This is a genomic window from Streptomyces sp. NPDC047072 (genome assembly GCF_040643855.1).
Lineage (GTDB): Bacteria > Actinomycetota > Actinomycetes > Streptomycetales > Streptomycetaceae > Streptomyces.
This window is the reverse complement of record NZ_JBEYVC010000126.1, coordinates 1-23,124: the sequence shown is the minus strand read 5'-3', so window position 1 is coordinate 23,124 and position 23,124 is coordinate 1. Positions and strand designations below refer to the sequence as shown.

Genomic DNA, 23,124 nt, shown 5'->3' with positions numbered 1-23,124 from the left:
CGGTGCGCCTACAGCTCGTGGTCCTTGGCCAGTTCATCCCACGCGAGGTCCAGGAGCGCCTGCTCCGCCGCGCTCTCCGACGGCACCTCCGGCGTGGGCTGGAACCAGACCACCGTCAGGGCCGAGCGGTGCAGGACCGGATCGAGGTCGGGGTCGATGGGCGTGGAGCTGAAGAACCCCATGCAGGAGACCGCGGGCAGGATCTCGACGGGGCCGAACGCACCCACGTGGTCGTCCTCCGGGTACGCGCGCGGTGGCGGGACGAGGTGTACGGGAGTCGTCGGGGACGCCGTCCCGGCTCTGTGCACGAGGCCCTGGATCTTCCACTCGTTGACCGGCTTGCAGGGATAGCCCTCCAGCATGCCGCCGTACGTCGAGGACATCCGCACCTCGGTCAGATCGAGCGAGCGGCCGGAGGAGAGGACGATCCAGGTCAGTGACATGGGCAGCACCCTAGGTCGGCCCACCGACAGGCGCTCCGGGTTTTCCACAGGGCAGAGCCCACTGGGCCCTCACCCCCGGCGCCCCGTCATCCGCGCCGCCGACGCGATCGTCGCCCTCGCCTCCCGCTCCGACAACCCCGTGTTCAGCGCCGCGTCGATCAGCGGAGCGACCAGCGCCGGGCCGATGCCGTTCTCGTACGCCCGGCAGGCCGCCCAGAACAGCCGCGTGTTGCGCTGCCCCTCGTGCGCCGCGAGGACGAACTGGACCAGGCCCTGGCCCTGGTCGCCCGCCGAGGGATGGGTCGCGGGGTGGACGGGCCGGGGCGGCGGGAGCAGCAGGCGCAGCAGGGCCGGCGGGCAGACCGCCGGGGCGAGGTGGGCCGTACCGGGGGCCGTGGAGTAGACGCCGTGGTCGGTGCGCGAGCCGGGGCCGACGAGGTACCCGCCCGCCCCGCGGATGTCGATGCCCGGTGCCAGGCGGCCGGCCGAGTTGGGGACGGCCGCGTCGGGCGGGCCGGTGAGCCAGAGGTGGCGGCCGCCGCTGGGGGTCAGGACGACGACCGTCTCGGGGATCGTGAACAGGTGCCGCAGCGCCAGCTCGCGCAGGGCCGCGGAGGAGTCCGTGCCCGACTTGGTGTCGAGATCGACGCCGATCAGGTGGTGCGGCGGGAGCCCGCACGCGATGCCGTAGCCGGTCGACCAGGGGGCCGTGGTGAACATCTCGCGGATCCGGGCCGGGTCGGTCGAGGCGTCGTAGACCCCGTGACCGAAGCGGCCGCACTCCCCATGGCAGAGCGGGGCGAGTGGGTCGTCGCGGTGCGGGGAGCGGAGCGCCGGGAGTTTCGAACGGGACAGGGGGATGACGGCCAGGCCGCGCTCGGCGGCTGACAGGGCGTGTGCGAGGGCCAGCGTCGTGGCCTGCCGGTCGGTGGTGGCCATGCCTCTATGTTCGTACGCATGTTCGAAAAAGGGAAGGGTGAGCGGGCGCGACGCGCCGAGCCGGGGCGATTGGCTGGAAAAGTGCGGGAACGCTTCCCCTCTTGTCCCACTTGATCACCGACGGATGTAAGTGCCCTGACCTGCACCACAAGGTCGTGAAAGGGGTTTATCGACTTGCCCTCACGCTTCAGGGGGAATAACCCCTTCCGCTCTGGTTCTACGGCGACCCGCTGGGCAACTCTGATCTCGCGACGTCGTGCACAGCACCGAGGCGGTCGGCCAACTGCCCCGGGAACAGCCTTACTTGACGTACTTCCGGCTAGGAAGCCGGGTTCTGGAGGAAGAAACATGGCAAGCATCCGTACCGCCCGCGTCATCGCCGCCGTCTCCGCCCTCCCGCTCGCCGCCGCACTGTTCACCGGCGTCGCGGCGGCGGACAACGGCGGCTTCGCGGACGACGGATCGAACGCGGGTGTCGCGAGCATCGTCGGCAGTGGGGTCGGCGGCACCAACAACGGCAACTCGTCCACCACACAGCAGAACGCGGTCGGCTCCGGCGCCACGAACCAGAGCAACACCGCGCAGGTCAACGGCTCCGCGTTCACGGCCATCAACCAGGGCAACGACAACTGGTCCGTCAACTTCACCCCGCTGTGGTGGTGACGCGGGAGGGCTGAACGCCCTCTCGGAACCGGGGAGATGTGGGGTGTGACACGTCCGCGCGGCGGTGCTACGGCGCCGTCGCGCAGGCGTGTTCCGGTACGGGCAACCGACCTTGACATCCCCTCATATCTGACGGACAGTCAGAAACCCCAACCCGGAAGGGCACTGTCGTGGACGACGACCCGGTGACCCGCCGCAACACCGACGACGACCTGGTGACCCGTCTCAAGGCCTACGAAGGGCGCCCCGCCGCCGTCGCCGGCACCGGCAAGGACCCCGTCAACGCCCCCATGATCCGCCACTGGTGCGAGGCCCTCGGCGACACGAACCCCGCGTACAGCGGCCCGGACGCCGTCGCCCCGCCCACCATGCTCCAGGCCTGGACGATGGGCGGCCTGACCGGCCACACCGGCGGCGACGGACATACGGGCCGCGCCCCGGCGTACGACGAACTCCTCGCCCTCCTCGACGAGTCGGGCTGCACCTCGGTCGTCGCCACCGACTGCGAGCAGGAGTACCTCCGCCCCTTGCGCCCCGGCGACGAGATCACCTTCGACACGATCATCGAGTCGGTCTCGGACCGCAAGACCACCAAGCTCGGCACCGGGTACTTCGTCACCACCCGCACCGACGTCCGCGTGGGTCCCGACCTCGTCGGCACGCACCGCTTCCGCATCCTCAAGTACGCCCCCGTGCGCCGGCCCTCGAAGCCGGACAAGCCCGCGCGAACCCGCCCGCGCCCCGTCGTCAACCGTGACAACGAGGGCTTCTGGAAGGCCGTCGCCGAGCACCGCCTCCTCCTCCAGCGCTGCACCGCCTGCGCCACCCTCCGCTTCCCGTGGCTTCCCGGCTGCGCGCACTGCGGCGCCCCCGGCTGGGACACGGTCGAGGCGGGCGGAACGGGCACGGTCTACTCGTACGTCGTCATGCACCACCCGCCCTTCCCGGCCTTCGATCCGCCGTACGCCGTCGCCCTGGTCGAACTCGCGGAAGGCGTACGGATGATCAGCAACGTCATCGGGACGCCGTACGACAAGGTGCGGATCGGGATGCCGGTGCGGCTCGAATTCCAGACGTACGACGGCGACTTGGTGCTGCCCGTGTTCCGTACGGCCGAAGAGGAGGCCCTCGCGTGAAGCCCGGTGACACGCTCCCGCCCCTCACGATCCCCGTCACCCGCACCCTGATCGTCGCCGGCGCGATCGCCTCCCGCGACTACCAGGATGTGCACCACGACCCTGAGCTGGCCCGCCAGAAGGGCTCCCCGGACATCTTCATGAACATCCTCACCACCAATGGCCTGGTCGGCCGCTATATCACCGACCACTTCGGCCCTACGACCGTGCTGCACAAGGTGGCCATCAGGCTCGGCGCGCCTAACTACCCGGGGGACACGATGGTGTTGACGGGCACCATTGAGGACCTCCAGGGGGACCGCGTGGTCGTCCGGGTCGTCGGTACCAATGGTCTCGGCAAGCACGTGACGGGCACGGTCACCCTCTCGACGGGAGCCGCGACGACGGGGACCGCGACATGAGCGCACGCGCGCGTGACGCCCTCGGCGGCCGGGCCGCCATCGTCGGCATAGGCGCCACCGAGTTCTCCAAGGACTCCGGCCGCAGCGAACTCGCCCTGGCCGCCGAGGCCGTGCGGGCGGCGCTGGCGGACGCCGGGCTCACCCCCGCCGACGTCGACGGCATGGTGACCTTCACGATGGACACCAGCCCGGAGATCACCGTCGCCCAGGCCTGCGGGATCGGCGAGCTGTCGTTCTTCTCGCGGGTCCACTACGGCGGCGGCGCGGCCTGCGCGACCGTCCAGCAGGCGGCGCTGGCGATCGCGGCGGGCGTGGCCGAGGTGGTGGTCTGCTACCGCGCCTTCAACGAGCGCTCCGGGCGCCGCTTCGGCTCGGGCGTCCAGCACCGCGAACCGTCCGCCGAAGGGGTCGCCCTCGGCTGGTCGCTGCCCTTCGGGCTGCTCACACCGGCCTCCTGGGTGGCGATGGCCGCCCAGCGGTATCTCCACACCTACGGCCTCACCCCGGAGGCGTTCGGGCACGTGGCGGTGGTCGACCGCGCTTACGCGGCCACCAACCCGGCCGCCTGGTTCCACGGCCGCCCCATCACCCTCGCCGACCACGCGGCCTCGCGCTGGATCGTCGAGCCGCTCAGGCTGCTGGACTGCTGCCAGGAGACCGACGGCGGCCAGGCGGTCGTCGTCACCTCACTGGCACGCGCGCGTGCCCTTCCAAAGCCGCCCGCCGTGATCGCGGCGGCCGCCCAGGGCGCGGGCCGCGCCCAGGAGCAGATGACGAGCTTCTACCGCGACGACCTCACCGGCCTCCCCGAGATGGGCGTGGTCGCCCGCCAGCTGTGGCGCACGAGCGGCCTGCACGCGCGCGACGTCGACGTGGCGATCCTCTACGACCACTTCACCCCGTTCGTGCTGATGCAGCTGGAGGAGTTCGGGTTCTGCGGCAAGGGCGAGGCGGCGGAGTTCGTACGCCTCGGTGAGCTGCCCCTGAACACCCACGGCGGCCAGCTCGGCGAGGCGTACCTCCACGGCATGAACGGCATCGCGGAAGCCGTACGACAACTGCGCGGCACGGCGGCGAACCAGGTACCGGACGCCGAGCGGATCCTGGTGACGGCGGGCACCGGGGTACCCACATCGGGGCTGATCCTCACCAAGGACGCATGACACCCCAGGGGTGCTGCGCCTTCCCGGGGGACAACCCCCGGACCCCCGGCAGAAAAGCAGGCCAGCCCAGGCGGCGCATCACACCCCAGGGGTAAACCCGCAGTACGGCGGTCCTCCTCGTCCACCTTCAGGAGGTGCAGCCAGCCCCACCCCTACAACCTGAGGGGGAGTCCTCTTCGGGACCTGCGGCCGATGAGCGGAGGGTGCCCTCGAACCTAGCGTGGAGCCATGACCACACCCGTCTGCACCAGCGCGTCGACGGCCGCCGCACCGGCGTCGCGGACTCTCGCGTACCCCACCTTCGCGTCGTACGTGAAGGCCCGCCAGCCGGTGCTGCTGCGTACCGCCCGGTCGCTGACCGCGAACCCGAGCGACGCCGAGGACCTGCTGCAGACCGCCCTGACCAAGACCTACGTCGCCTGGGAGCGCATCGAGGACCACCGGGCCCTCGACGGCTATGTGCGCCGGGCCCTGCTGAACACCCGGACCTCGCAGTGGCGCAAGCGCAAGGTCGACGAGTTCACCACCGACGAGCTCCCGGAGCCCGACCCACTGCCCGGCGACGACGACCCGGCCGAGCAGCAGGCCCTGCACGACGCGATGTGGCGGGCGATCATGAAACTGCCGGCCCGCCAGCGGGCGATGGTCGTCCTCAGGTACTACGAGGACCTCAGCGAGGTCCAGACGGCCGAGGTCCTCGGCGTCTCGGTCGGCACGGTGAAGTCGGCGGTCTCCCGCGCGCTCGGCAAGCTCCGCGAGGACCCGGAGCTGGTGCTCGCCCGATAAGCCCTGCCCGATAAGCCCTGCCCCGCGGGGAACCCGGCGCGGTGATCAGCCGTTGTGAACACAACGTGACGTGATCGATCGCCCGGCTCTAGTGACATACCGCGCGGTATGTGCGCAGAATCGGCGCAACCCTTACGACCGCGCAGGCAATGTCGCCACCCGGGAGGACGCCGTGCTGAGCACCATGCAGGACGTACCGCTGCTGATCTCGAGGATCCTGACCCACGGGTCGACGGTCCACGGAACCTCGCAGGTGACCACCTGGACCGGGGAGGCCGAGCCGCACCGCCGCTCCTTCGCCGAGATCGGCACCCGCGCGGCCCAGCTGGCACGCGCCCTGCGCGAGGACCTCGGCGTCACCGAGGACGAGCGCGTCGCGACGCTGGCCTGGAACAACGCCGAGCACGTCGAGGCGTACTTCGCGATCCCCTCCATGGGCGCGGTCCTGCACACCCTGAACCTCCGGCTCCCCGCCGACCAGCTGATCTGGATCGTCAACCACGCGGCCGACCGGGTGGTCATCGCCAACGGCTCCCTGCTCCCGCTGCTCGCCCCGCTGCTCCCGCACCTCAAGACGGTCGAGCACGTCGTCGTCACCGGCCCGGGCGACCGCTCCCTCCTCGACGGCACCCACGCGCGCGTGCACGAGTACGAGGAGCTGCTCGCCGGAAAGCCCACCCACTACGACTGGCCCGAGCTGGACGAGCGCCGGGCCGCCGCCATGTGCTACACCTCCGGCACCACCGGCGACCCCAAGGGCGTGGTCTACAGCCACCGTTCGATCTACCTGCACTCCATGCAGGTCAACATGACCCAGTCGATGGGCCTGACCGACCGCGACACCGGCCTGATCGTCGTTCCCCAATTCCACGTGAACGCCTGGGGCCTGCCGCACGCCACCTTCATGACCGGCGTCAACCTCCTGATGCCGGACCGCTTCCTGCAGCCCGAGCCGCTCGCCGAGATGATCGAGCGCGAGCAGCCGACGTACGCGGCCGCCGTCCCCACGATCTGGCAGGGCCTGCTCGCCGAGCTGACCGCCCGGCCCCGGGACGTCTCCCACCTCACCCAGGTCACCATCGGCGGCTCCGCCTGCCCGCCCGCCCTCATGGAGGCGTTCGACAAGCTGGGCATGCGGGTCTGCCACGCCTGGGGCATGACGGAGACCTCGCCGCTCGGCACCGTCTCCCGTCCGCCGGCCGAAGCGGTGGGCACCGAGCGGGAGTTCGCGTACCGCCTCACCCAGGGCCGCTTCCCCACCTCCGTCGAGGCCCGTCTCTCCGGCCCCGGCGGCGAGCGGCTGCCCTGGGACGGCGAGTCCGCGGGCGAGCTGGAGGTCCGCGGCCCGTGGATCGCCGGCGCGTACTACAACGGCCCGGGCGCCGAACCCCTGCGCCCCGCCGACAAGTTCAGCGAGGACGGCTGGCTGAAGACCGGCGACGTCGGCACCATCTCCCCCGACGGCTACCTCACCCTCACCGACCGCGCCAAGGACGTCATCAAGTCCGGCGGCGAGTGGATCTCCTCGGTCGAGCTGGAGAACGCCCTGATGTCCCACCCGGACGTCGCCGAGGCCGCGGTCGTCGCCGTCCCCGACGACAAGTGGGGCGAACGCCCGCTGGCCACGGTCGTGTTGAAGGAGGGCGCCACCGCCGACTTCGAGACCCTGCGGACCTTCCTGGCCGCCGAGGGAAAGATCGCCAAGTGGCAGCTCCCGGAGCGCTGGTCGATCATCGCGTCGGTCCCGAAGACGAGCGTCGGCAAGTTCGACAAGAAGGTGCTGCGCAGGCAGTACGCGGCGGGGGAGCTGGACGTCACCCAGCTCTGACGAGGCCCTCCGGTACCAACTGACTTCTGTGGGGAGTCAGTTGGTACCGATCCGCGCCAGCAGATCCACGATCCGTGACTGCACCTCGGCACTCGTCGACCGCTCGGCGAGGAACAGCACGGTCTCGCCGGAGGCCAGCCGCGGCAGGTCCGCCTGGTCCACGGCCGCCGTATAGACGACCAACGGGGTCCGGTTGAGCTGCCCGTTGGCGCGCAGCCAGTCCACGATCCCGGCCCGCCGCCGGTGCACCTGCATCAGGTCCATCACCACGAGGTTGGGCCGGAGCTGCCCGGCCAGCGTCACCGCGTCGTTGTCGCTCGCCGCCCGCGCGACCTGCATCCCGCGCCGCTCCAGCGTCGCCGTCAGCGCCAGCGCGATCTCCGCGTGCTCCTCGATCAGCAGCACCCGCGGCGGATGCTGCTCGCTGTCCCGAGGCGCCAGCGCCTTCAGGAGTACGGCGGGGTCGGCGCCGTACGCCGCCTCCCGCGAGGCCTGTCCGAGCCCGGCGGTCACCATGATCGGCACCTCGGACGTCACCGCCGCCTGCCGCAGCGACTGGAGCGCGGTCCGGGTGATCGGCCCGGTCAGCGGGTCCACGAACAGCGCGGCGGGGAACGCCGCGATCTGCGCGTCGACCTCCTCGCGCGACTGCACGACGACCGGCCGGTACCCGCGGTCGCTGAGCGCCTGCTGGGTCGTCACGTCCGGCGCGGGCCACACCAGCAGCCGCCGCGGGTTGTCCAGCGGCTCCGGGGGCAGCTCGTCGTCCATCGGCTGCGGCCGCGGGGTGTCCGGGATCTCTACGGCCCCACCGGGACCGTCCAGCGGCTCCGGCCCCTCGGCGGCGTTCTCGTCCGGCGCCCCTATGGCGTACGACCGCCCGGTCGCCTCCGTCGCGTGCGCGAGCCGCGACTGGCCGGCCGACGAGGGCTGCGGCTGGGCCACGGGAGCCGGTGTCTGCGCCTGCGCGGCCAGGGGTTGTTGGGCCGGGGTGGGCTGTTGCATCGGCGCCGACTGCTGACCCAGCGCCTGTTGTCCCGGCACGGGCTGCTCGGTCGCCGGATGCGGCCGCGCGGCCTGCTCCGGAGCACCGGCGACCGGATCGGGCCGGGTACCGAGCTTGCGGCGCCGCCCGGATCCGTTCGACTGGTGCGGGGGAGGCGTGGCGGGCCCGGGCTGCTGCACCTGCGCCGCCTGCCGCGTGAACGGCACGCCCTGACCGAGGGTCCGCACACTGAACGCCCGCCCCTGCGTGGAGTTCGGATCCACCGACGCGCCGGCCGCCTCGGCGGGCAGGGGCTGCGCGGGGGTGGTGCCGTCGGGGGGAGTCTGCGCGCTCGCGGGCACGGCGGATACGGCCGCCCCGTTCGCCGTTACGGCGGTCCCGGCGCCGGGGGTGTCCTGCGCACCGGGCCATGGTGAAGCGGGGGCCGCGGGCTGAGGGGCCGGTGTTTCGGCGGGGAGGGGTTGGGCGGGGGTGGCCGGGGTGCCGGGGTGGGCGGGGGCTGCGGCGGTGGGGGACAGGCCGGGCTGGATGCCGGGCTGAGCGCCGGGCTGGGCCTGGGTGCCGTGCGGGATGCCCGGCGCGGGGGTCGGCTGGCCGGGGGCCGCCGGGGCGAGGCCGGGCTGTCCGGGGAGCGAGGGCTGGCCCGGAAGTGCGGGTTGGCCGGGAAGTGCGGGTTGGCCGGGGGCTGCCGGGGTGAGTCCGGGCTGGCCGGGAAGCGAAGGCTGGCCGGGGGCGGCAGGGGCGAGGCCCTGCTGTCCGGGGAGACCGGGCTGCGCGACGAGGCCCTGCTGTCCCGGGAGACCCGCCTGCGGAGCGACTCCCTGGGCCGGGATCGGCTGTCCGGGGGCGGCCGGGAGGGGCGAGGCGGCACCGGGAGGCGTCTGCGGAACCAGGCCGGCCTGCCCGGTCGCGTTCTGCACGGGAACCCCCGGGAACTGCCCCGACGCCACCTGACCGGGCAATTGCGCGGCAGGGGCCGTAGGAACGCCTGCGGGGATGGGCTGACCGGGTGCCACGGGGACGGGTTGGCCGGGTGCCACGGGGACGGGTTGGCCAGGGGCCACGGCGCCGCCCACCGGGACCGGCTGACCGGGTGCGACCGGCTGCATTCCCTGCGCGGGCGCGCCCGGTTGAGCCCCCAGCGCGGGAGCGCCCTGCGCCGGAACCCCCTGCGCCGGAACCCCCTGTGCGGGCACTCCTTGTGAGGGCGTACCGGCGGCCGCACCCTCCGCCGGCTGCCCCACCGCCCGCCGCCGACGGCCGGTCGGCGCGGTGGTGGGGTGCGGCTGCGGCGGGGTGTGGTCGTCGGCCTGGTCATGCGGTACGGCGTCGTGCCGACCGTCGTCGACGAGCCCGTCGGCGGGGAGGGGCTGACCGGGGTGCTGGACCGGTACCTGTCCGGGAACCTGGGCGAGCCCATTGGCCGGGACGGCCTGCCCCGGCACCTGGCCCGGAATCGCACCCGGCACCTGCGCAAGCCCATCGGCGGGCACGGGCCCGGCACCCGGAGGCACGACCTGCCCGGGAACCTGCGGTTGCCCCACGACCTGCCCGGGAACCTGCCCCGGCACCTGACCCACCGCCTGGCCCACCTGCCCGGCCTGCCCCGGCACCGGCATCTGCCCCTGCACACCCTGCACCTGAGCCGGAACCGACCCCTCCGCCCCCTCCGCGGAGCGGTCCGCGTCGGCCGGCGGCAGCGCGAAGACCGCGCGCGGTCCGGCCTCCTGCGCGGCGGCGCGCTCGGCGGCCGCGGCGAGGGCCCGCCGTCGACGCCCCTCCGGCTGCTGAGCCCCGTCCGCGGGCACACCCTGACCGGCATCCCTGGAGGCCACCGCGGGCAGCGCCGCCGGCAACGCGTGCTGCTCGCCACCCTCACGCCGCGCCCGCCGCCCGGTCGACGCAGGCGACGCAGGCACCGGCACGCCCTGCGGCGGCACGGTCCCGCCCAGCCCGCTCCCCACGGCCGCGGCCCCCGCGGCATGCTCGGCGGCGGTCACGACGGCACCCTCGGACACCCCGTCGGCACCCCCTTGCGGAGCCTCCGCGGCCCGCCCGCGCCGCCGCCCCGTACCACCGGAACCGGAGCCGGAGCTGGAACCCGAGCCGGAGCCCTCCCCGCCTTCCCCGGAGGCCTGCGCGGGCAGCGCGAGCGGCTGCTGCTCCGGCTCGCCCGCCGCGCGCCGCCGACGCCGTCCGGTCGGCGCCGCGGCCTCGGAGCCGTCGTTCTCGTGCGCGGCGCCGTCCCCTTCGTCGAGGAAGGAGTCGACGGAGGCCCGCCGCCCCCGCCGCCGCCCGGCCCCGGACGTGTGCCCCGCGCCCTGGTCGTCCGAGGGCGCCGCCTCCAACGCGGCCGGACCCGGAGCCGCGACGGCCCCCGCCCCACCGCCGATGGGCACTTCGAGGACGTACGCGCTGCCGCTCATGCCCGGCACCTCGTGCGTCTGCAGCACCCCGCCGTGGGCGCGCACGATCCCGCGCACGATCGGCTCGTGCACCGGGTCTCCCCCGGCGTACGGCCCGCGCACCTCGATCCGTACGACCTCCCCGCGCTGCGCCGCCGCCACGACCACGGTGTTGTCCATGTAACCGCCCGCGGAGACGGGCGCGTTGCCGGTGGCGTCGACGCCCGCGACGTCGGCGACGAGATGGGCGAGCGCGGTCGCGAGGCGCCGCGCGTCGACCTCGGCCTCGATGGGCGGCGCGTGCACGGCGAACTGCACGCGTCCCGGCCCGATCAGCTCGACCGCACCGTCCACCCCGGCGGCGACGACGGCGTCGAGCATCACCTTCGTCCGGACGATGTTCTCGCTGCCCGCGTCGAGCAGCTGGTACTGCAGGACGTTGTCGATGAGGTTGGTGATCCGGGAGTACCCGGCGGAGAGGTGGTGCAGGACCTGGTTGGCCTCGGGCCACAGCTGGCCGGCGTCGTCCGCGGCGAGGGCGGACAGCTCGCGGCGCAGTTCGTCGAGGGGCCCGCGCAGGGAGCGGCCGAGCAGCGTCAGCAGCTGGTCGTGGCGCCCGGCGAGCGCCTCGTAGCGGTCCTTCTCGCGCTCCCCGAGGGCGGCGTACCGCTCCTCACCGGCCGCGATCTCCTCGTCGTGCTGCTCCTGGAGCTCCTCGACCTCGGTGACGTGCTTCTGCCGCAGCGCGGTCAGCTCGGAGGCGTGCTCCTCCTCGATCCGGTCGATCTCCTCGGCGTGCCGCTTCTCGACGGCGTCCTTCTCCTCGGCGAGGGCGTCGTAGGGCCGCCGGTCGTTGAAGGTCATCACGGCGCCGACGAGCTGGTCGCCGTCGCGCACGGGGGCGGTCGTCAGGTCCACCGGGACCTTCTCGCCCTTCTTGGACCACAGCACCTGTCCGCGCACCCGGTGCTTGCGCCCGGAGCGCAGGGTGTCGGCGAGCGGGGACTCCTCGTACGGGAAGGGCGTGCCGTCGGCGCGCGAGTGCAGCATGAGGTCGTGCAGCTCGCGCCCGCCGAGGTCGCTGGCCCGGTAGCCCAGTATCTGGGCGGCGGCCGGGTTGACGAGGACGATCCGCCCGTCGGTGTCGGTGCCGACGACGCCCTCGGAGGCGGCCCGCAGGATCATCTCGGTCTGCCGCTGCGAGCGCGCCAGCTCGGCCTCGGTGTCGACGGTCCCGGTCAGGTCGCGGACGACGAGCATCAGCAGCTCGTCGCCGCTGTAGCCGTAACCGTCGTACGCCTGCTGCCCGTTCTCGAGATTGGCGCTGGTCACCTCGACGGGGAACTCGGTCCCGTCGGTCCGCCGCGCGACCATCCGCGTCGGCTTGGTCCGCCCGCGGGGATCCATGTGGTCGGGCCGCCGCATGGAGCCAGGGATGAGCTTGGAGTCGAACTGGGGAAGCAGATCGAGCAGCCCGCGCCCGACGAGCGCGGTCCCGGGCGCCTCAAAGGCCTCAAGCGCGATGGTGTTCGCATTGACGACGGTCCCATTGGCGTTGACCAGCACCAACGCGTCGGGAAGCGCGTCGAGTATGGCTGCGAGGCGAGCAGCGCCTCGGGATGGCCTGCTGCTCACGAGACGCTTCCCTCCTGTTACCGCATCTTGCCGACCGCTCCGGCCATCTTGCCAACCGGCCCGCGACGTGTCACGCGAGGGAGTCTAAGCGCAGCGGTTGTGCCGGGGGCGTGAGATGAGAGGGAGGTCGCACGACGAAGTGAAGTAGAACGTGTGACCGCACATCTTGCGCGCGCCGGTGCTAGGCCCCTACGGCGGGCAGCAGTGGCACGAACCGGTCCCAACGCCCGATGTCACACCCGCCGCTCCGGTCGAACCGCGCGTCCACGGGCCGCCCGGCCCACGTCCCCGTGACATGCGCGGTGGCGGGCCCGCCGTACTGCATCGTGCAGAGGGTGCCCTGCGGAACCGGCGCGAAGGGATCCTGCCCCCACCGCGTGTTCCGCTCTACGGCGGCACAGGCGCCCTGGGGGTCGGGGTGGCTGCCACGTCCCGGATGACAGCGGATGTCGTACGTGCCGTCCCGGGCACCGGCGTTCTGGACTGTGACGGTGAGGTGGTCGCCGTCGATGCCGGTGCTGGTGCCGGCGGCGGCTGCCGCGGGGGTGGGGGCGAGGCCGGCGAGGAGCAGGGAAAGGGGAGCCAAGGGGCTTAAGGACGCGAACCGGCCGGGCCGGCGAGTGACGTATGACATGACCTGACTAACGCGGGAGCCCGTCGGACGTTGCGCGCGCCCATGCCACCGCCCCCCGGATCACCTTTGCCCTGCCCCCCACCTCCCTAGTACCGTGGAGGCCGATTGGTGACACGGCCTGCGACTGTGTCATCATCTGCACGCACCGCTCGCGCGAGCGGCTGTGCTGGAGGCGTCGCCTAGTCCGGTCTATGGCGCCGCACTGCTAATGCGGTTTGGGACTTAAATCCCATCGAGGGTTCAAATCCCTCCGCCTCCGCGCAAGATCACCGAAGCCCCGGTCCACCCGACCGGGGCTTCGACGTTCCACGACGTTTCCGCAGCTCACAAGGGGTGCGCCAAACGGATTTCACATGGCGCCACCAGTCATGTAATGTTCTTCCTGTCGCCGCGAGCGGCCCGGAAGGGCAGGAAGCGGCAGAAAACAAAACAAGCACTCGTAGCTTAACGGATAGAGCATCTGACTACGGATCAGAAGGTTGCAGGTTCGAATCCTGCCGAGTGCACAGCAACTCAGAGGCCCCGGATCACTCCGGGGCCTCTGGCGTTTCCGGGCTGTACGGAAGTGGCTGATGCCGGCACCGAGACGGTGTCCTCCGGCGATCCCGCCGGCCTGACGGTCGCGGAGCCTCGCGGCTCGGGTCGTTGTCAGTCCCCTGCAGCATGCTCTGCCCATGCTGATTGCGACCGACAGTCGGGGCCATGTGGTGAAGCGCCCTTCGAAGCCGAAGATAGGCACGATGCTCGCCGACCTGGATCAGGGCGATCACCTGCTCCTTGAGCGGCAGGACGAGAGCCAGGAAGGGAACTGGTACATCCAGGTGCTGTTCCGCGAGACCAACACCTACCAGTTGGAGTACCGGGACGGCGTTCCCGCAGAGCACTACCAGACGCAGACGGTGTCGCAGGAGAAGGTCCTGCAAGCACTCCTCGACTGGGCGGCAGACAAGCCCGCGTGGCGGGAGGGCTTCATGTGGACCAACATCGGCCACTGGTTCACTCCGGCCCCTGAGGATGGGGACGATCCGGCCGTCTAGAACTGCGCCGCCGACCATGCGATCAGGTCGCGGGGAGCTGGTAGGCAAGGACGTAGGCGTCGGCCGCCATGACGGTGTCGCAGACCTCGACGGCCCGCCCCTCGCTGTCGAAGGCGGTCCGGACGAGATGGATGACGGGCACGCCGGCCGCCAGGCGCAGCGTCTTGACCTCGCTCGGCGAGGGCATCCGGGCCCGGACCTCCTCCTCGAAGTGGTCGAGGCGGTGCCCGAGTTCTTCGAGGCGGGCGTAGATCCCGCCGGGCCCAGGGTTGGGTTCGGCGATCTGCGTACCGCGGGCGATGTCGAGGGGGAGGTAGGAAGTGGCGAACTCGACGGGCCGCCCGTCGAGGAGGTAGCGCCGCCGCCGGGCAAGCACCCGCCGCACGGACCCGAGCCGGGTGGAGATGTCCTGACTGGCCTTCTCTTCCTTGACCTCAAGGCTGTCGACCTGGGGATGACTGCCGACCGTGTCCTCGACGATGAACGCGGACTTGCCCTGCTCGCGATGCCTGCGGGCGAACCGGTCGGAGGCGAGCCGCCGCACGGGCGGGCGGGGCCGGACGAAGACACCCTTGCCGTGCTCGGCATGGACGAGTCCTTCCCCTTGAAGGATGGAGAAGGAGTTGCGGACGGTCATCCGGGATACCCCGTAGTGGTCCACAAGCTCAGCCTCGGAGGGCAGCTTGTCGCCCTCGCGGAATCGCCCACGGTCGATTGCCTCGCGCAGCTGGTCGGCGATCTGCCGGAAGACCGCACGATCGCTCGTGGGGTCGAGATCCCCGAGGAGACCGGAAGGGAGAGAGGGCACCCCTGTACTCCTTTAGATATCTAGACGTGTGGGTGAGTGTCGTTGCTACGGTGAAGAGCCTAGCCATCCGAGAGGGCCGAGGAACGTGAGCACAGAACGCCCGCACTCCGTAAGCGTGGCCGGAGTCGTCATCGACGACTTGGGCCGGGCCCTCCTGATCCAGCGCCGTGACAACGGCAAGTGGGAGCCCCCGGGCGGCGTTCTCGAACGCGAGGAGACCATCCCCGAGGCCCTGCAACGCGAAGTCCTCGAAGAGACCGGCATCAAGATCGCCGCCCCGGCAACCCTGACGGGCGTCTACAAGAACATGACGGGCCTGATCGTCTCCCTGGTCTTCCGCTGCCAGCCCGCCGACGGCACCCCCACCACCGGCGACGAAACCCGAGCCCTGCACTGGGCCACCCGCGAAGAAGTCTCCGAACTCGCCGACGAGGCGTACGCCATCCGCGTCCTGGACGCGATGGACGCGGCGTCTCCACCTGCCATCCGCGCCCACGACGGCGTGAAACTCGTCTAGCCCGAACCCGCTGCACATGGCGGCCTACCAGCACGAAGGAACTTGTATACACGAGTATACGAGTACAACCGAGGTCTGGGGACTCACTTGCCCAGGTCTCCCGGAAGAGGTCAGCCGGGCCCGCCGCTGGACCCGCGACATCCTCAGCGGATCGCTATGGGCCGAGGACGCCGAACTAGTCGTGAGCGAACTGAGCGCGAACGCGATCCTGCACACGGCGAGTGGTCAGGAGGCGGGCAGCTTCCACCTGGCACTGGCTGTATCGGCGCAGGTAATCGCGTTGTCGGTGACGGACGACGGAGGTGCCGGCACGGCCCCAAAGGTCGAGCGCCAGGACCAGGACGCCGAGCACGGCCGGGGCCTGGGCATGGTCAGCGTGATCGCTCACCGGGTCGTCGTCCACGAGAGCGACGGCGGCCACACGATCACCGCGGAGCTCTACACAGACCGACCCGCGGTAGGTCACCCGTGGTGATGGACAAGCCGCAACGGGGCTACTGGTGCGAGTGTTGGACCGAAGACCTCGCCGAGGAAACCTGGCCGGTCCTCCGAGCATCCTTCGATGCATACTCGGCACCGCAGGCCGACAGATGGGTAGCGGTCGCACTGCGCACGATCTCACCGGCATTGGATCCCGACGCCTCACAGGAAGCGTGGGAGTGGCTATACGACGGCCGCATCGCGACGAGGAAAGCACTCCTGCGCGCCGAACCCTGCGCGGTGTCCCTCACCCAAGCCAACACCCGCATCACTTGGACGATCCGACCAGCACTCTTCCTGCCCCTCGCACACCGCCAGGCCATCGACATCCCAGCCTGCACGCACCAGTTCAAGCCCCGCACAGGGCCTTCAACAGGCACGGCTTCTCACTAGAGTGCCCGCATGACCGACTCAGACGTAGGCGAGACGAGACGCAAGCCCAGGCGCGTCGAAGATCTCGCCGACGCGTACGACTTCCTGGAGGAAGTGCGACTCCGTCCAGGCATGTGGGTCAATCGAAGTTCTTTGCAGCACCTGGACTCCATGCTGACCGGTTATCGCGTTGCTCTAGGGATTTACGACATTGCGGAGCCGTTCGACTTCTGGGCCCCGGGCAGTCAGGGCCGCTTTGCCGAGTGGCTGTGGCAGCGCCTGGGCCGTCACTCGCCCCTCGGCTGGGCCGTAGAGATCGAGCGTGAGGCCGAGGGATCCGGCAGGCCCGCCATGGAGGTGTTCTTCGAGCTCCTGGACGAGTTCCGCGCCGCTGATCACCAGGGCCGGGACAGCGCCAAGCCGGACGGACACTCGCCGACAGAGACCCAACAGGCCCACGCCTCAGTGTCGAGTCTCAGTTGATGGTTGACGGGTCGGCGTCGGGATGATGCCCCGCCGTTCCAGCTCGTGCACCAGGCGGCGCGGACCCCAGCCGGGATGCCGGCACCGCAGCTCACACACCACCGCCTCCACCTCCCCGGCGATCCGATGCGGACACGAAACCGGACGGTGTGACCGGTTCGCCAGCCCCGACAAGCCGGACTGCTCGTACTTGCGCACCCACGCATGCACCGACTGCCTCGACACCCCATACCGGGCCGCGACTTGAGTGACCGCAACCCCCGCGGCGACCTCCATCACCGCGTGATACCGCTGCTCGACCACACTCAGCTCCACCAGCACGGCCCCGGCCCTCCCGCGCACGCCGATCAGGACGCGCACAGCCAAACCGAGGCAAGCGGTGTCAAGCATCAAGTGAAGCCACAACGTCAAGCATCAACCGAGACAAGACACAGGCCCACGCCTCAGACTGAGTTACAACTTTCTCTACTGGTTCAAGCCCCCGGCGCCGCTCCGCGTCGCCGGGGCGGGCTCACGGCTCCGCTCGGGGCGCCGCTCCTGCCTTCGGCACGCTTCGCCCCGGCTGCGCCGACGCCCGCCCGCACACGGAAAGTGTCGACCAATCTCGGCCTCGATCAAGGACGATGCCTCCGGCGGGGATCGGCCGGCACCGGGTGGAGGGGACGCCGTACCCGGCCGCGAGCACATTGCGGTGAGTGCGGGGAACTCCCATCCCGTCCGCCGTCGACCCAGGCGGAGCCGAGCAGACGCGGCCCATGGCGTCCAGGTCGTTCGTACAGTGGCGCGCTCCACCTGGACGCCATGAACCACGTCCGCTCCACGGTGTGTGGGTCGACGGCGGACGGGATGGGAGCTGGGGCCTCGTTCGGCGGGCGTAGCGAACCACTCGGCAGCACACTCGGATACCTACCGCAAACCGCCACCAACTCAGTCTTCTTCCCGATTTAGCCGCGTCCGAGCTGCATCTGTGCCTAGAATCCGGACACCGCTCCTTGGGACTGGGGAGAAACGTGAGCTATCGCAACAAGACGTATGTGGCGTTCGCCAGCGAGAACATCCGGTTGTATCGCCTCATGGAAGCGTGGCGAGAGAATAGCAACATTGATTTCGATTTCTACGACGCCCACGATCTCTACGTTTCCCGTGATACTAGTCTACCCACGACGATCAAGCGCAACCTTCGCCAGCGAATGAGCAACGCAAAGCAAATCGTTCTCATTGGCACTCCCGAGGCCAAAGGAAAAGGCGGAGACGGGAGTTCTTTCTTGGCTTACGAGATCGAAATCATGCAGGAATTTGATCTCCCGATCGTTGTCGCAAACCATGACGGCAACAAGAAGGTCGACCGAAACTTCATCCCTAAGCCGCTCCTCGACGCAGATTACTACACCCTCTCAGTCGCATTCAGTCCGGCAATCATCAAGTTTGCCCTAGACAATTATGCAGCCAAATTTGCGTCTAGCAATAAAAGCGGCCCGCATTACTACGAGCAAAGCATTTACGACAGGCTCTAGTGATGCAGCTGACACGAGATCTCCGCAATCGGCGCTTTTGGCGTGGTTTGGCAACTAGCGGTTTCGCCGCCCTCGGATTCTTCTCCGTCGCGTTGAGCCTGTTCGATCTTTTCTCTCCAGACACTCTAGGAAAGCTCAATCTGCCAGAGATTCTGATCCTGCCAGCAGCAGCTCTCATTTACGCTATTTGGCAGTCTTGGCCGTACCCGGTAGAGCAGCACTACTCTTCTCCAGATACAAAGGTGAAGCTGGTAACCGGCGACCTATTTAATCAGGGAACCAATCTAGTCATCGGGATGTCAGATTTCTTCGATGTCGAGACCCCGCATATTATCGCCGAGAACAGCGTACAAGGGCAGCTTCTTAAGCGCATCTATAGGCATGACGTATCCGCTTTCAATTCCGATCTCACTTCGGCCCTAGTTAGCAAGACGCCAGTAGAAACGGGTGTCACAAAACCGGGAAAGTCAACCCGGTATCCGCTCGGCACTGTCGCTTGCATTCGCCACAATCGTACGCATTACTTTTGCGTTGCTTACACGACCATGGATCAAAACAACAACGTCTCGACCTCGATCGGCATCCTTTGGGAGGCACTGGAAAAGCTCTGGGTCGAGGTGCGGTCGCGCTCCAACGGCGAACCGGTCGCTGCCCCGATTATCGGTCTTGGACAATCCGGCATGTCCACCATTCTGCCAATTCAAGACGCTATTCGCTTCCTCATTCTTTCTTTCATGTTCGCATCGCGATATCAGAGAGTATGCGAAGAGTTGGTTATTGTCATTCGCCCGCAGGACGAGAAACGGATTGACATGCTAGAGATCCAGGACTTTCTACAATCGCTGAAAAAGTCCTAAAGATGAACCATCTCGTAGTTCCTGACGCGCACCGATGCGCATTTTGTGATTACCTGAAGGGTGATCGCCCGTTCACAATTCTCCACCGAGAAAGCCTGGCCGCTATCCTTGTCCCACGAGAACAGCGCGGTATATCCCATCTGCTGGTGGTAACGACGCGCCACGCGCCAACGCTTCTAGACCTTCACACGGCCGAGGCGCACGCAGTAATCGATCTGCTCCAGAGAGCGTCCAAGGCCATCGATAGGACTGATCGACGGCCAGGGATCAGTGTGTGGCAAAATAACGGGATCGACGCACACCAAGCAATCCCGCATTTCCACTTTCATGTGGCAGGTACGGTTGAAGGTGGGGGCACAAACTGGAACGAGGTTCCCGAACTGAGCATCACTGAAACGGACCGCATCGCCGAGCGGCTACGAATGAATTTCTAAGCGCTGAACCGACATTGCAGAAAAGGAATTACCGTTGTTGACGATTTGTGAGATAATTGGGCCCGCGTTTCGACGTCAGCCGTCCTGAATAACTCCGCGTGTGGCCCTTTTGAATTTCTGCACCGCTTCACTCCAGAAACGCAAAGGGAGGGAAAATCCAACATTAGAAAGCATTTCGTGCAGCTCGTCAAAAATGGAATCTGCCTCAGCATCTGTTCCGAGTCGGCGCATTTTTACATCTCCGACCGCCCTAGTGGCTTCAAGGATGTTCAGAGGCGGGACCACCAAGGGGTATGTGGGTTTGTTTAGAACCCACGCTGCGCCGAGCTCCATCAGGCAGTATGGTCTGGTCAGGAATGTCTGGCTAATGAGCTCGATCACCAAGGTTGAGTTGGCCAAAGTTTCCTGGAGGTGGCGGTGCACATTCTGACCGGCTGGAATTCCAGTGGAATTTTCTGAAGAGAAGAATATTCTGCGGTGTGGGACACCACCGAGGATTAGGTGATCCTTCAAGGCTGCAGCCAGCTCACTGTCTGCCGACGCATGGCTAATAAAGACTGACCCGCCAGAATTCATCTCGTTCCTTGATGGTTGGGTAGCGGTGAATTCTGCGGCATACTGTGTCGAGTCTTCGGCTAGTGTCAATCGGAAATGATCTGCTGCGGCGCTAAGAACTAGTTCAACTCTTTTCTGAGCCTCGGCCGCTCGGATCGCCGAATTGATCTTGGCCTTCTTACTCGCCATCCGGCCGGGGCGGTGATACGCCTCGCTGAGGCCGTATGCGGAGAAGAAGGTGTCTGTGTCTGCCCCGGGTAGATCAGCGAGAGCGTCTACTAGATCCAGTCGAAGTCTCCCAGACCACCTGCCATCCATGGGCTGATCGTACTGGCGTGGTGAGGAGCTGTCTCCCCTTTCGCGTACTTGTGCCTGTTAAGCGATCATGATCACTATGTGTCTGACTGCGTAACGGTGCCGACAGAAGGCAGCGGACGACCGCGGACGCTGACGGACCATCAGCGCAGTTGAGAGGTACTCCAGCCCAAGGCAGCACCACACCCAAGTCGCTTCGAGAGGAAGCAGTCCGTAGGTAGGGGCGCGTCGGTAAGCTCGACGTCCACGAACCGGTGGTCGGGCGGCATCGTCTCCCTGTTCATCGGCGCGGCCGGCTCGATCTGCCTCGTGACCGCCATCGTGGTGCCGCTCATGACCGCCAGAACAGTCGACGTTGACACTGGGACCGCAGGGCCCGAGCCCTCTACCTGCACGGGAAACCACGGTGAAAGCAGCCGGGCTCGACGAGGCCGTGTCGTGGCCGTTCCACCAGATCAGCAGCCCAACCGCCCGCAAAATGCCCGCAGCTTCCCAAGCTGAGGGCACGAGCCCGATTCTCGTCTCCCACCAGACGCCCAGGTCGCAGACTCCGGGGATTCTTCGTTGTCCGGAACGGCGGGCGGGTGTCGCACCACCGGGCGCTTTGAGCCACCGACTGCGCCACGAGCAGGCATGCTGGAGGCTATGACCGATGCATCACCCCCACCGCAGCACCCAAAAGCCTTCCTATCGCACGCGAGCGAAGATAAGGCCGCGTTCACCGAGCCACTCGCTCGCGATCTCGCCAGGCTGGGCGTCGATCCCTGGCTGGATAGGTGGGAGATCCGCCCAGGAGACAGCCTGGTGCAGAAGCTGTTCGATGAGGGTCTCGCACACGCCGATGCCGTAGTAGTCGTCGTGTCTCGCCACTCGGTATCCAAGGCATGGGTACGGGAAGAACTGGACCAAGGCATGGTTTCGCGGATCGAGCGTGGCACCCGGCTGATCCCGGTCCGATTGGACGATGTCGAGGTTCCCGCGCCTCTGCGGCATCTGGTGTGGCACAACGCTGAGCGCAGCCCAGAGGGCATCGCCAAGGCCGCGCAAGAGATCGCCGACACATTGCACGGAACACCACGCAAGCCGAGCATCGGCGCAGTGCCGACCTATGCGCATGCGCCGGCTCAGATTCCTGGTCTTGCTTCAGCGGACGCGTTCTTGCTCACGCTGGCCATCCAAGCCGCAATCGAAGCAGGCCATCCCCAGCTACTGGACTGGCCCGCGATTGAGCAGAAGGCTCAGGAAGCCGGCTTGGTGGGCGCCAACTTGCACGAGTCCACCACCGCGCTGGCCGAGCAGCACTACCTCGATGTCCGCTTCTTCGGTGAGCGTGTGAACCGGGCCAATCTGACGTCCTACGGCTACAGCGCTGGCATCCAGGCCGTCATGCCTGATGTCGACGAGGGCCGCCGCCGCGTGATCGCACTGCTGGTCAACGATCCACCGACCGGGGACCGGATCATGCACGTCCTCGCAGACCGTGCGAACGTTCCCCTGCTCGTGGTCCGTGAACTACTTGAGGATCTACAACTTCGGAGCTTGCTGTCCTACAGCCTCACCATGGGGGATCACACACGGCTGAACAGTGTTAGCCCAACTCTACGACGGCAAATCTGACATGACTCCCCGTAGGGTGGACACCCCTTCCCAGGTGAAGAAACAGCAACCGCCAGCGACCACCATCGGCTGTCACCACCCCTCAGGCAGCCCATGTGACCTGCAATGACCGATCTCTGTAGAGCTACGGATCACAAGGCTTCTGACATCCACGGCTGACATCAACGACACTGGACGGGGACGCACACCAGCACCCCTGTCCGACTGTCACACCCGTCGACGACGGCCTCCGGAACGGGTTCGGATCGAACTCCTAAAGCGGGTGTCGCAGGACCTTATCCTGTCGGAGCGCAGCGAAAGCCAGTTCAGGAGGCCTTTTCCTCCTGAACTGGCTATTCGTCGCTTCAAGGCCTGGAGGGCAGCTAGGTCCGCATAGTGTCCAGGTCCCCCTGGCCGACACCCTCTCCCCCAGTCTGGTGAATCATGTCAGCGGGCTGCTCGCGGACGGCGTCGTCGCGCTCGCTGGCCTCAAGGATGTCCCCACTTCCGCGCCGTTGCCCCTTCACGGCCAGCGCCAAGGATGCAACACCGCAGGCTGTGCTGATAGCGCCCCCCAAGCTTGGCAACCAGAAAACGAGCGCGAAGGCGCTCAGCGTCACCGCAGTTAGTCCTAGGCGTCGGCCGGCAAGCCCACGACGCTGGCGGTACCCACGCACGCGGCGTAGGTTCATAGCACACCTCTCAGTCACATGGCAGATGGTGTTGGAACGGCCTCCGCTAGCCCCGGGGGCCGTTCCGCTGTCCCCTGGAGGTTATCTAGGTACAGCACCGCTTGAGCGGCGCGCTGACCTGCATAAATAGGTAACTGCGCTCGCTCGCAGGTCCTCGATGTCAACATATGTTGATGACCGACAGGCCCAGGAGAGACCCCGCCGCACGATCCGAGTTCGCCGACAAACTGATGAGAACCGCCGTCCGACGCATCGTGGAGCACGAAGAGGGGGTAGGGGCAGCAGCGAGACTACGGATCGCAACGGACTTGCGAGATGCCGCAGAACTTCGGATGGTGTCCCGCCGAGTGGTGTAGTCACTGACCGAGCTGATTCGGTCCCTGCGGTGGGAAAAGCTGGTGGTCGTCCTCGGCCGGTTTGGCGGT

21 protein-coding genes, 2 tRNA genes and 1 pseudogene are annotated in these 23,124 nt (G+C 68.2%); 17 read left to right on the top strand and 7 right to left on the bottom strand.

What is annotated here, in order from left to right; genetic code table 11:
- Positions 1–8 precede the first annotated feature (8 nt).
- Together ABZ896_RS37150 and ABZ896_RS37145 are read right to left on the bottom strand one after the other, a co-directional pair.
- Entirely contained in the window at positions 9–443 is a 435-nt protein-coding gene (locus ABZ896_RS37150) for a hypothetical protein (RefSeq protein ID WP_360939058.1), read from the bottom strand.
- A 69-nt stretch (positions 444–512) separates the two neighbouring features.
- Positions 513–1,382 (bottom strand): bifunctional DNA primase/polymerase, encoded by an 870-nt coding sequence (locus ABZ896_RS37145; RefSeq protein ID WP_360939056.1) that lies wholly within the window; start codon positions 1,380–1,382, stop codon positions 513–515.
- A gap of 348 nt (positions 1,383–1,730) precedes the next feature.
- Between ABZ896_RS37145 and ABZ896_RS37140 the strand changes: the two genes are divergently transcribed.
- From ABZ896_RS37140 to ABZ896_RS37115, 6 genes are all read left to right on the top strand, one after another.
- On the top strand, positions 1,731–2,045 hold the full coding sequence (locus tag ABZ896_RS37140; RefSeq protein ID WP_360939054.1) for a hypothetical protein: 315 nt from the start codon (positions 1,731–1,733) through the stop codon (positions 2,043–2,045).
- A gap of 170 nt (positions 2,046–2,215) precedes the next feature.
- Complete coding sequence (locus tag ABZ896_RS37135) at positions 2,216–3,181, top strand: bifunctional MaoC family dehydratase N-terminal/OB-fold nucleic acid binding domain-containing protein (protein ID WP_360939052.1); 966 nt, start codon at positions 2,216–2,218, stop codon at positions 3,179–3,181.
- Entirely contained in the window at positions 3,178–3,582 is a 405-nt protein-coding gene (locus tag ABZ896_RS37130; protein ID WP_360939050.1) for a MaoC/PaaZ C-terminal domain-containing protein, read from the top strand. Before ABZ896_RS37135 ends, ABZ896_RS37130 begins: the two co-directional genes overlap by 4 nt.
- Positions 3,579–4,745, top strand: coding sequence for a lipid-transfer protein (locus ABZ896_RS37125; protein WP_360939048.1), 1,167 nt, complete (start codon positions 3,579–3,581; stop codon positions 4,743–4,745). Before ABZ896_RS37130 ends, ABZ896_RS37125 begins: the two co-directional genes overlap by 4 nt.
- A gap of 228 nt (positions 4,746–4,973) precedes the next feature.
- Positions 4,974–5,531, top strand: coding sequence for a SigE family RNA polymerase sigma factor (locus ABZ896_RS37120; protein WP_360939046.1), 558 nt, complete (start codon positions 4,974–4,976; stop codon positions 5,529–5,531).
- A 184-nt stretch (positions 5,532–5,715) separates the two neighbouring features.
- Positions 5,716–7,359: a long-chain fatty acid--CoA ligase gene (locus ABZ896_RS37115; protein ID WP_360939078.1), complete on the top strand. Its 1,644-nt coding sequence runs from the start codon at positions 5,716–5,718 to the stop codon at positions 7,357–7,359.
- Positions 7,360–7,395: 36 nt separating this feature from the next.
- Here the strand turns inward: ABZ896_RS37115 and ABZ896_RS37110 are convergent, their stop codons facing one another.
- On the bottom strand, positions 7,396–12,405 hold the full coding sequence (locus tag ABZ896_RS37110; RefSeq protein ID WP_360939044.1) for a PAS domain-containing protein: 5,010 nt from the start codon (positions 12,403–12,405) through the stop codon (positions 7,396–7,398).
- Between the two features lie 181 nt (positions 12,406–12,586).
- Positions 12,587–13,039 (bottom strand): SSI family serine proteinase inhibitor, encoded by a 453-nt coding sequence (locus tag ABZ896_RS37105; RefSeq protein WP_360939042.1) that lies wholly within the window; start codon positions 13,037–13,039, stop codon positions 12,587–12,589.
- A 168-nt stretch (positions 13,040–13,207) separates the two neighbouring features.
- Between ABZ896_RS37105 and ABZ896_RS37100 the strand changes: the two genes are divergently transcribed.
- From ABZ896_RS37100 to ABZ896_RS37090, 3 genes are all read left to right on the top strand, one after another.
- Positions 13,208–13,298: transfer RNA gene (locus ABZ896_RS37100), tRNA-Ser, on the top strand.
- 174 nt (positions 13,299–13,472) lie between these two features.
- Positions 13,473–13,545: transfer RNA gene (locus ABZ896_RS37095), tRNA-Arg, on the top strand.
- A 168-nt stretch (positions 13,546–13,713) separates the two neighbouring features.
- Complete coding sequence (locus tag ABZ896_RS37090; RefSeq protein WP_360939040.1) at positions 13,714–14,076, top strand: hypothetical protein; 363 nt, start codon at positions 13,714–13,716, stop codon at positions 14,074–14,076.
- Positions 14,077–14,098: 22 nt separating this feature from the next.
- Here the strand turns inward: ABZ896_RS37090 and ABZ896_RS37085 are convergent, their stop codons facing one another.
- Positions 14,099–14,884, bottom strand: a complete 786-nt coding sequence (locus ABZ896_RS37085) for a GntR family transcriptional regulator (protein WP_360939038.1) — start codon at positions 14,882–14,884, stop codon at positions 14,099–14,101.
- 85 nt (positions 14,885–14,969) lie between these two features.
- Here ABZ896_RS37085 and ABZ896_RS37080 point away from each other — a divergent pair, with 85 nt between their 5' ends.
- From ABZ896_RS37080 to ABZ896_RS37065, 4 genes are read left to right on the top strand one after another with little or no spacing between them, the layout of a single operon-like run.
- Entirely contained in the window at positions 14,970–15,401 is a 432-nt protein-coding gene (locus ABZ896_RS37080; RefSeq protein WP_360939036.1) for an NUDIX hydrolase, read from the top strand.
- A 46-nt stretch (positions 15,402–15,447) separates the two neighbouring features.
- Complete coding sequence (locus ABZ896_RS37075) at positions 15,448–15,876, top strand: ATP-binding protein (protein ID WP_360939076.1); 429 nt, start codon at positions 15,448–15,450, stop codon at positions 15,874–15,876.
- Positions 15,876–16,274, top strand: a complete 399-nt coding sequence (locus ABZ896_RS37070) for a hypothetical protein (RefSeq protein WP_360939074.1) — start codon at positions 15,876–15,878, stop codon at positions 16,272–16,274. Before ABZ896_RS37075 ends, ABZ896_RS37070 begins: the two co-directional genes overlap by 1 nt.
- Before the next feature lie 9 nt (positions 16,275–16,283).
- Entirely contained in the window at positions 16,284–16,736 is a 453-nt protein-coding gene (locus tag ABZ896_RS37065; RefSeq protein ID WP_360939034.1) for a hypothetical protein, read from the top strand.
- A 6-nt stretch (positions 16,737–16,742) separates the two neighbouring features.
- On the opposite strand, the pseudogene ABZ896_RS37060 reads toward ABZ896_RS37065, so the two are convergent.
- Positions 16,743–17,045 (bottom strand): annotated as a pseudogene (locus ABZ896_RS37060) (helix-turn-helix domain-containing protein); the annotation flags it as partial.
- A gap of 701 nt (positions 17,046–17,746) precedes the next feature.
- On the opposite strand from ABZ896_RS37060, the gene ABZ896_RS37055 reads away from it, so the two are divergent.
- From ABZ896_RS37055 to ABZ896_RS37045, 3 genes are read left to right on the top strand one after another with little or no spacing between them, the layout of a single operon-like run.
- The gene (locus tag ABZ896_RS37055) at positions 17,747–18,250 is read left to right on the top strand and encodes a TIR domain-containing protein (RefSeq protein WP_360939032.1); all 504 of its coding nucleotides are present in this window, start codon (positions 17,747–17,749) and stop codon (positions 18,248–18,250) included.
- Between the two features lie 2 nt (positions 18,251–18,252).
- A complete protein-coding gene (locus tag ABZ896_RS37050; RefSeq protein ID WP_360939030.1) occupies positions 18,253–19,107 on the top strand; it encodes a macro domain-containing protein in 855 nt (284 codons plus the stop codon).
- Between the two features lie 2 nt (positions 19,108–19,109).
- Positions 19,110–19,541: an HIT domain-containing protein gene (locus ABZ896_RS37045; protein WP_360939028.1), complete on the top strand. Its 432-nt coding sequence runs from the start codon at positions 19,110–19,112 to the stop codon at positions 19,539–19,541.
- A gap of 75 nt (positions 19,542–19,616) precedes the next feature.
- Here ABZ896_RS37045 and ABZ896_RS37040 read toward each other — a convergent pair whose 3' ends face one another.
- A complete protein-coding gene (locus tag ABZ896_RS37040; protein ID WP_360939026.1) occupies positions 19,617–20,414 on the bottom strand; it encodes a toll/interleukin-1 receptor domain-containing protein in 798 nt (265 codons plus the stop codon).
- A 642-nt stretch (positions 20,415–21,056) separates the two neighbouring features.
- On the opposite strand from ABZ896_RS37040, the gene ABZ896_RS37035 reads away from it, so the two are divergent.
- Positions 21,057–22,028: a toll/interleukin-1 receptor domain-containing protein gene (locus ABZ896_RS37035; RefSeq protein ID WP_360939024.1), complete on the top strand. Its 972-nt coding sequence runs from the start codon at positions 21,057–21,059 to the stop codon at positions 22,026–22,028.
- Positions 22,029–23,124 lie beyond the last annotated feature (1,096 nt).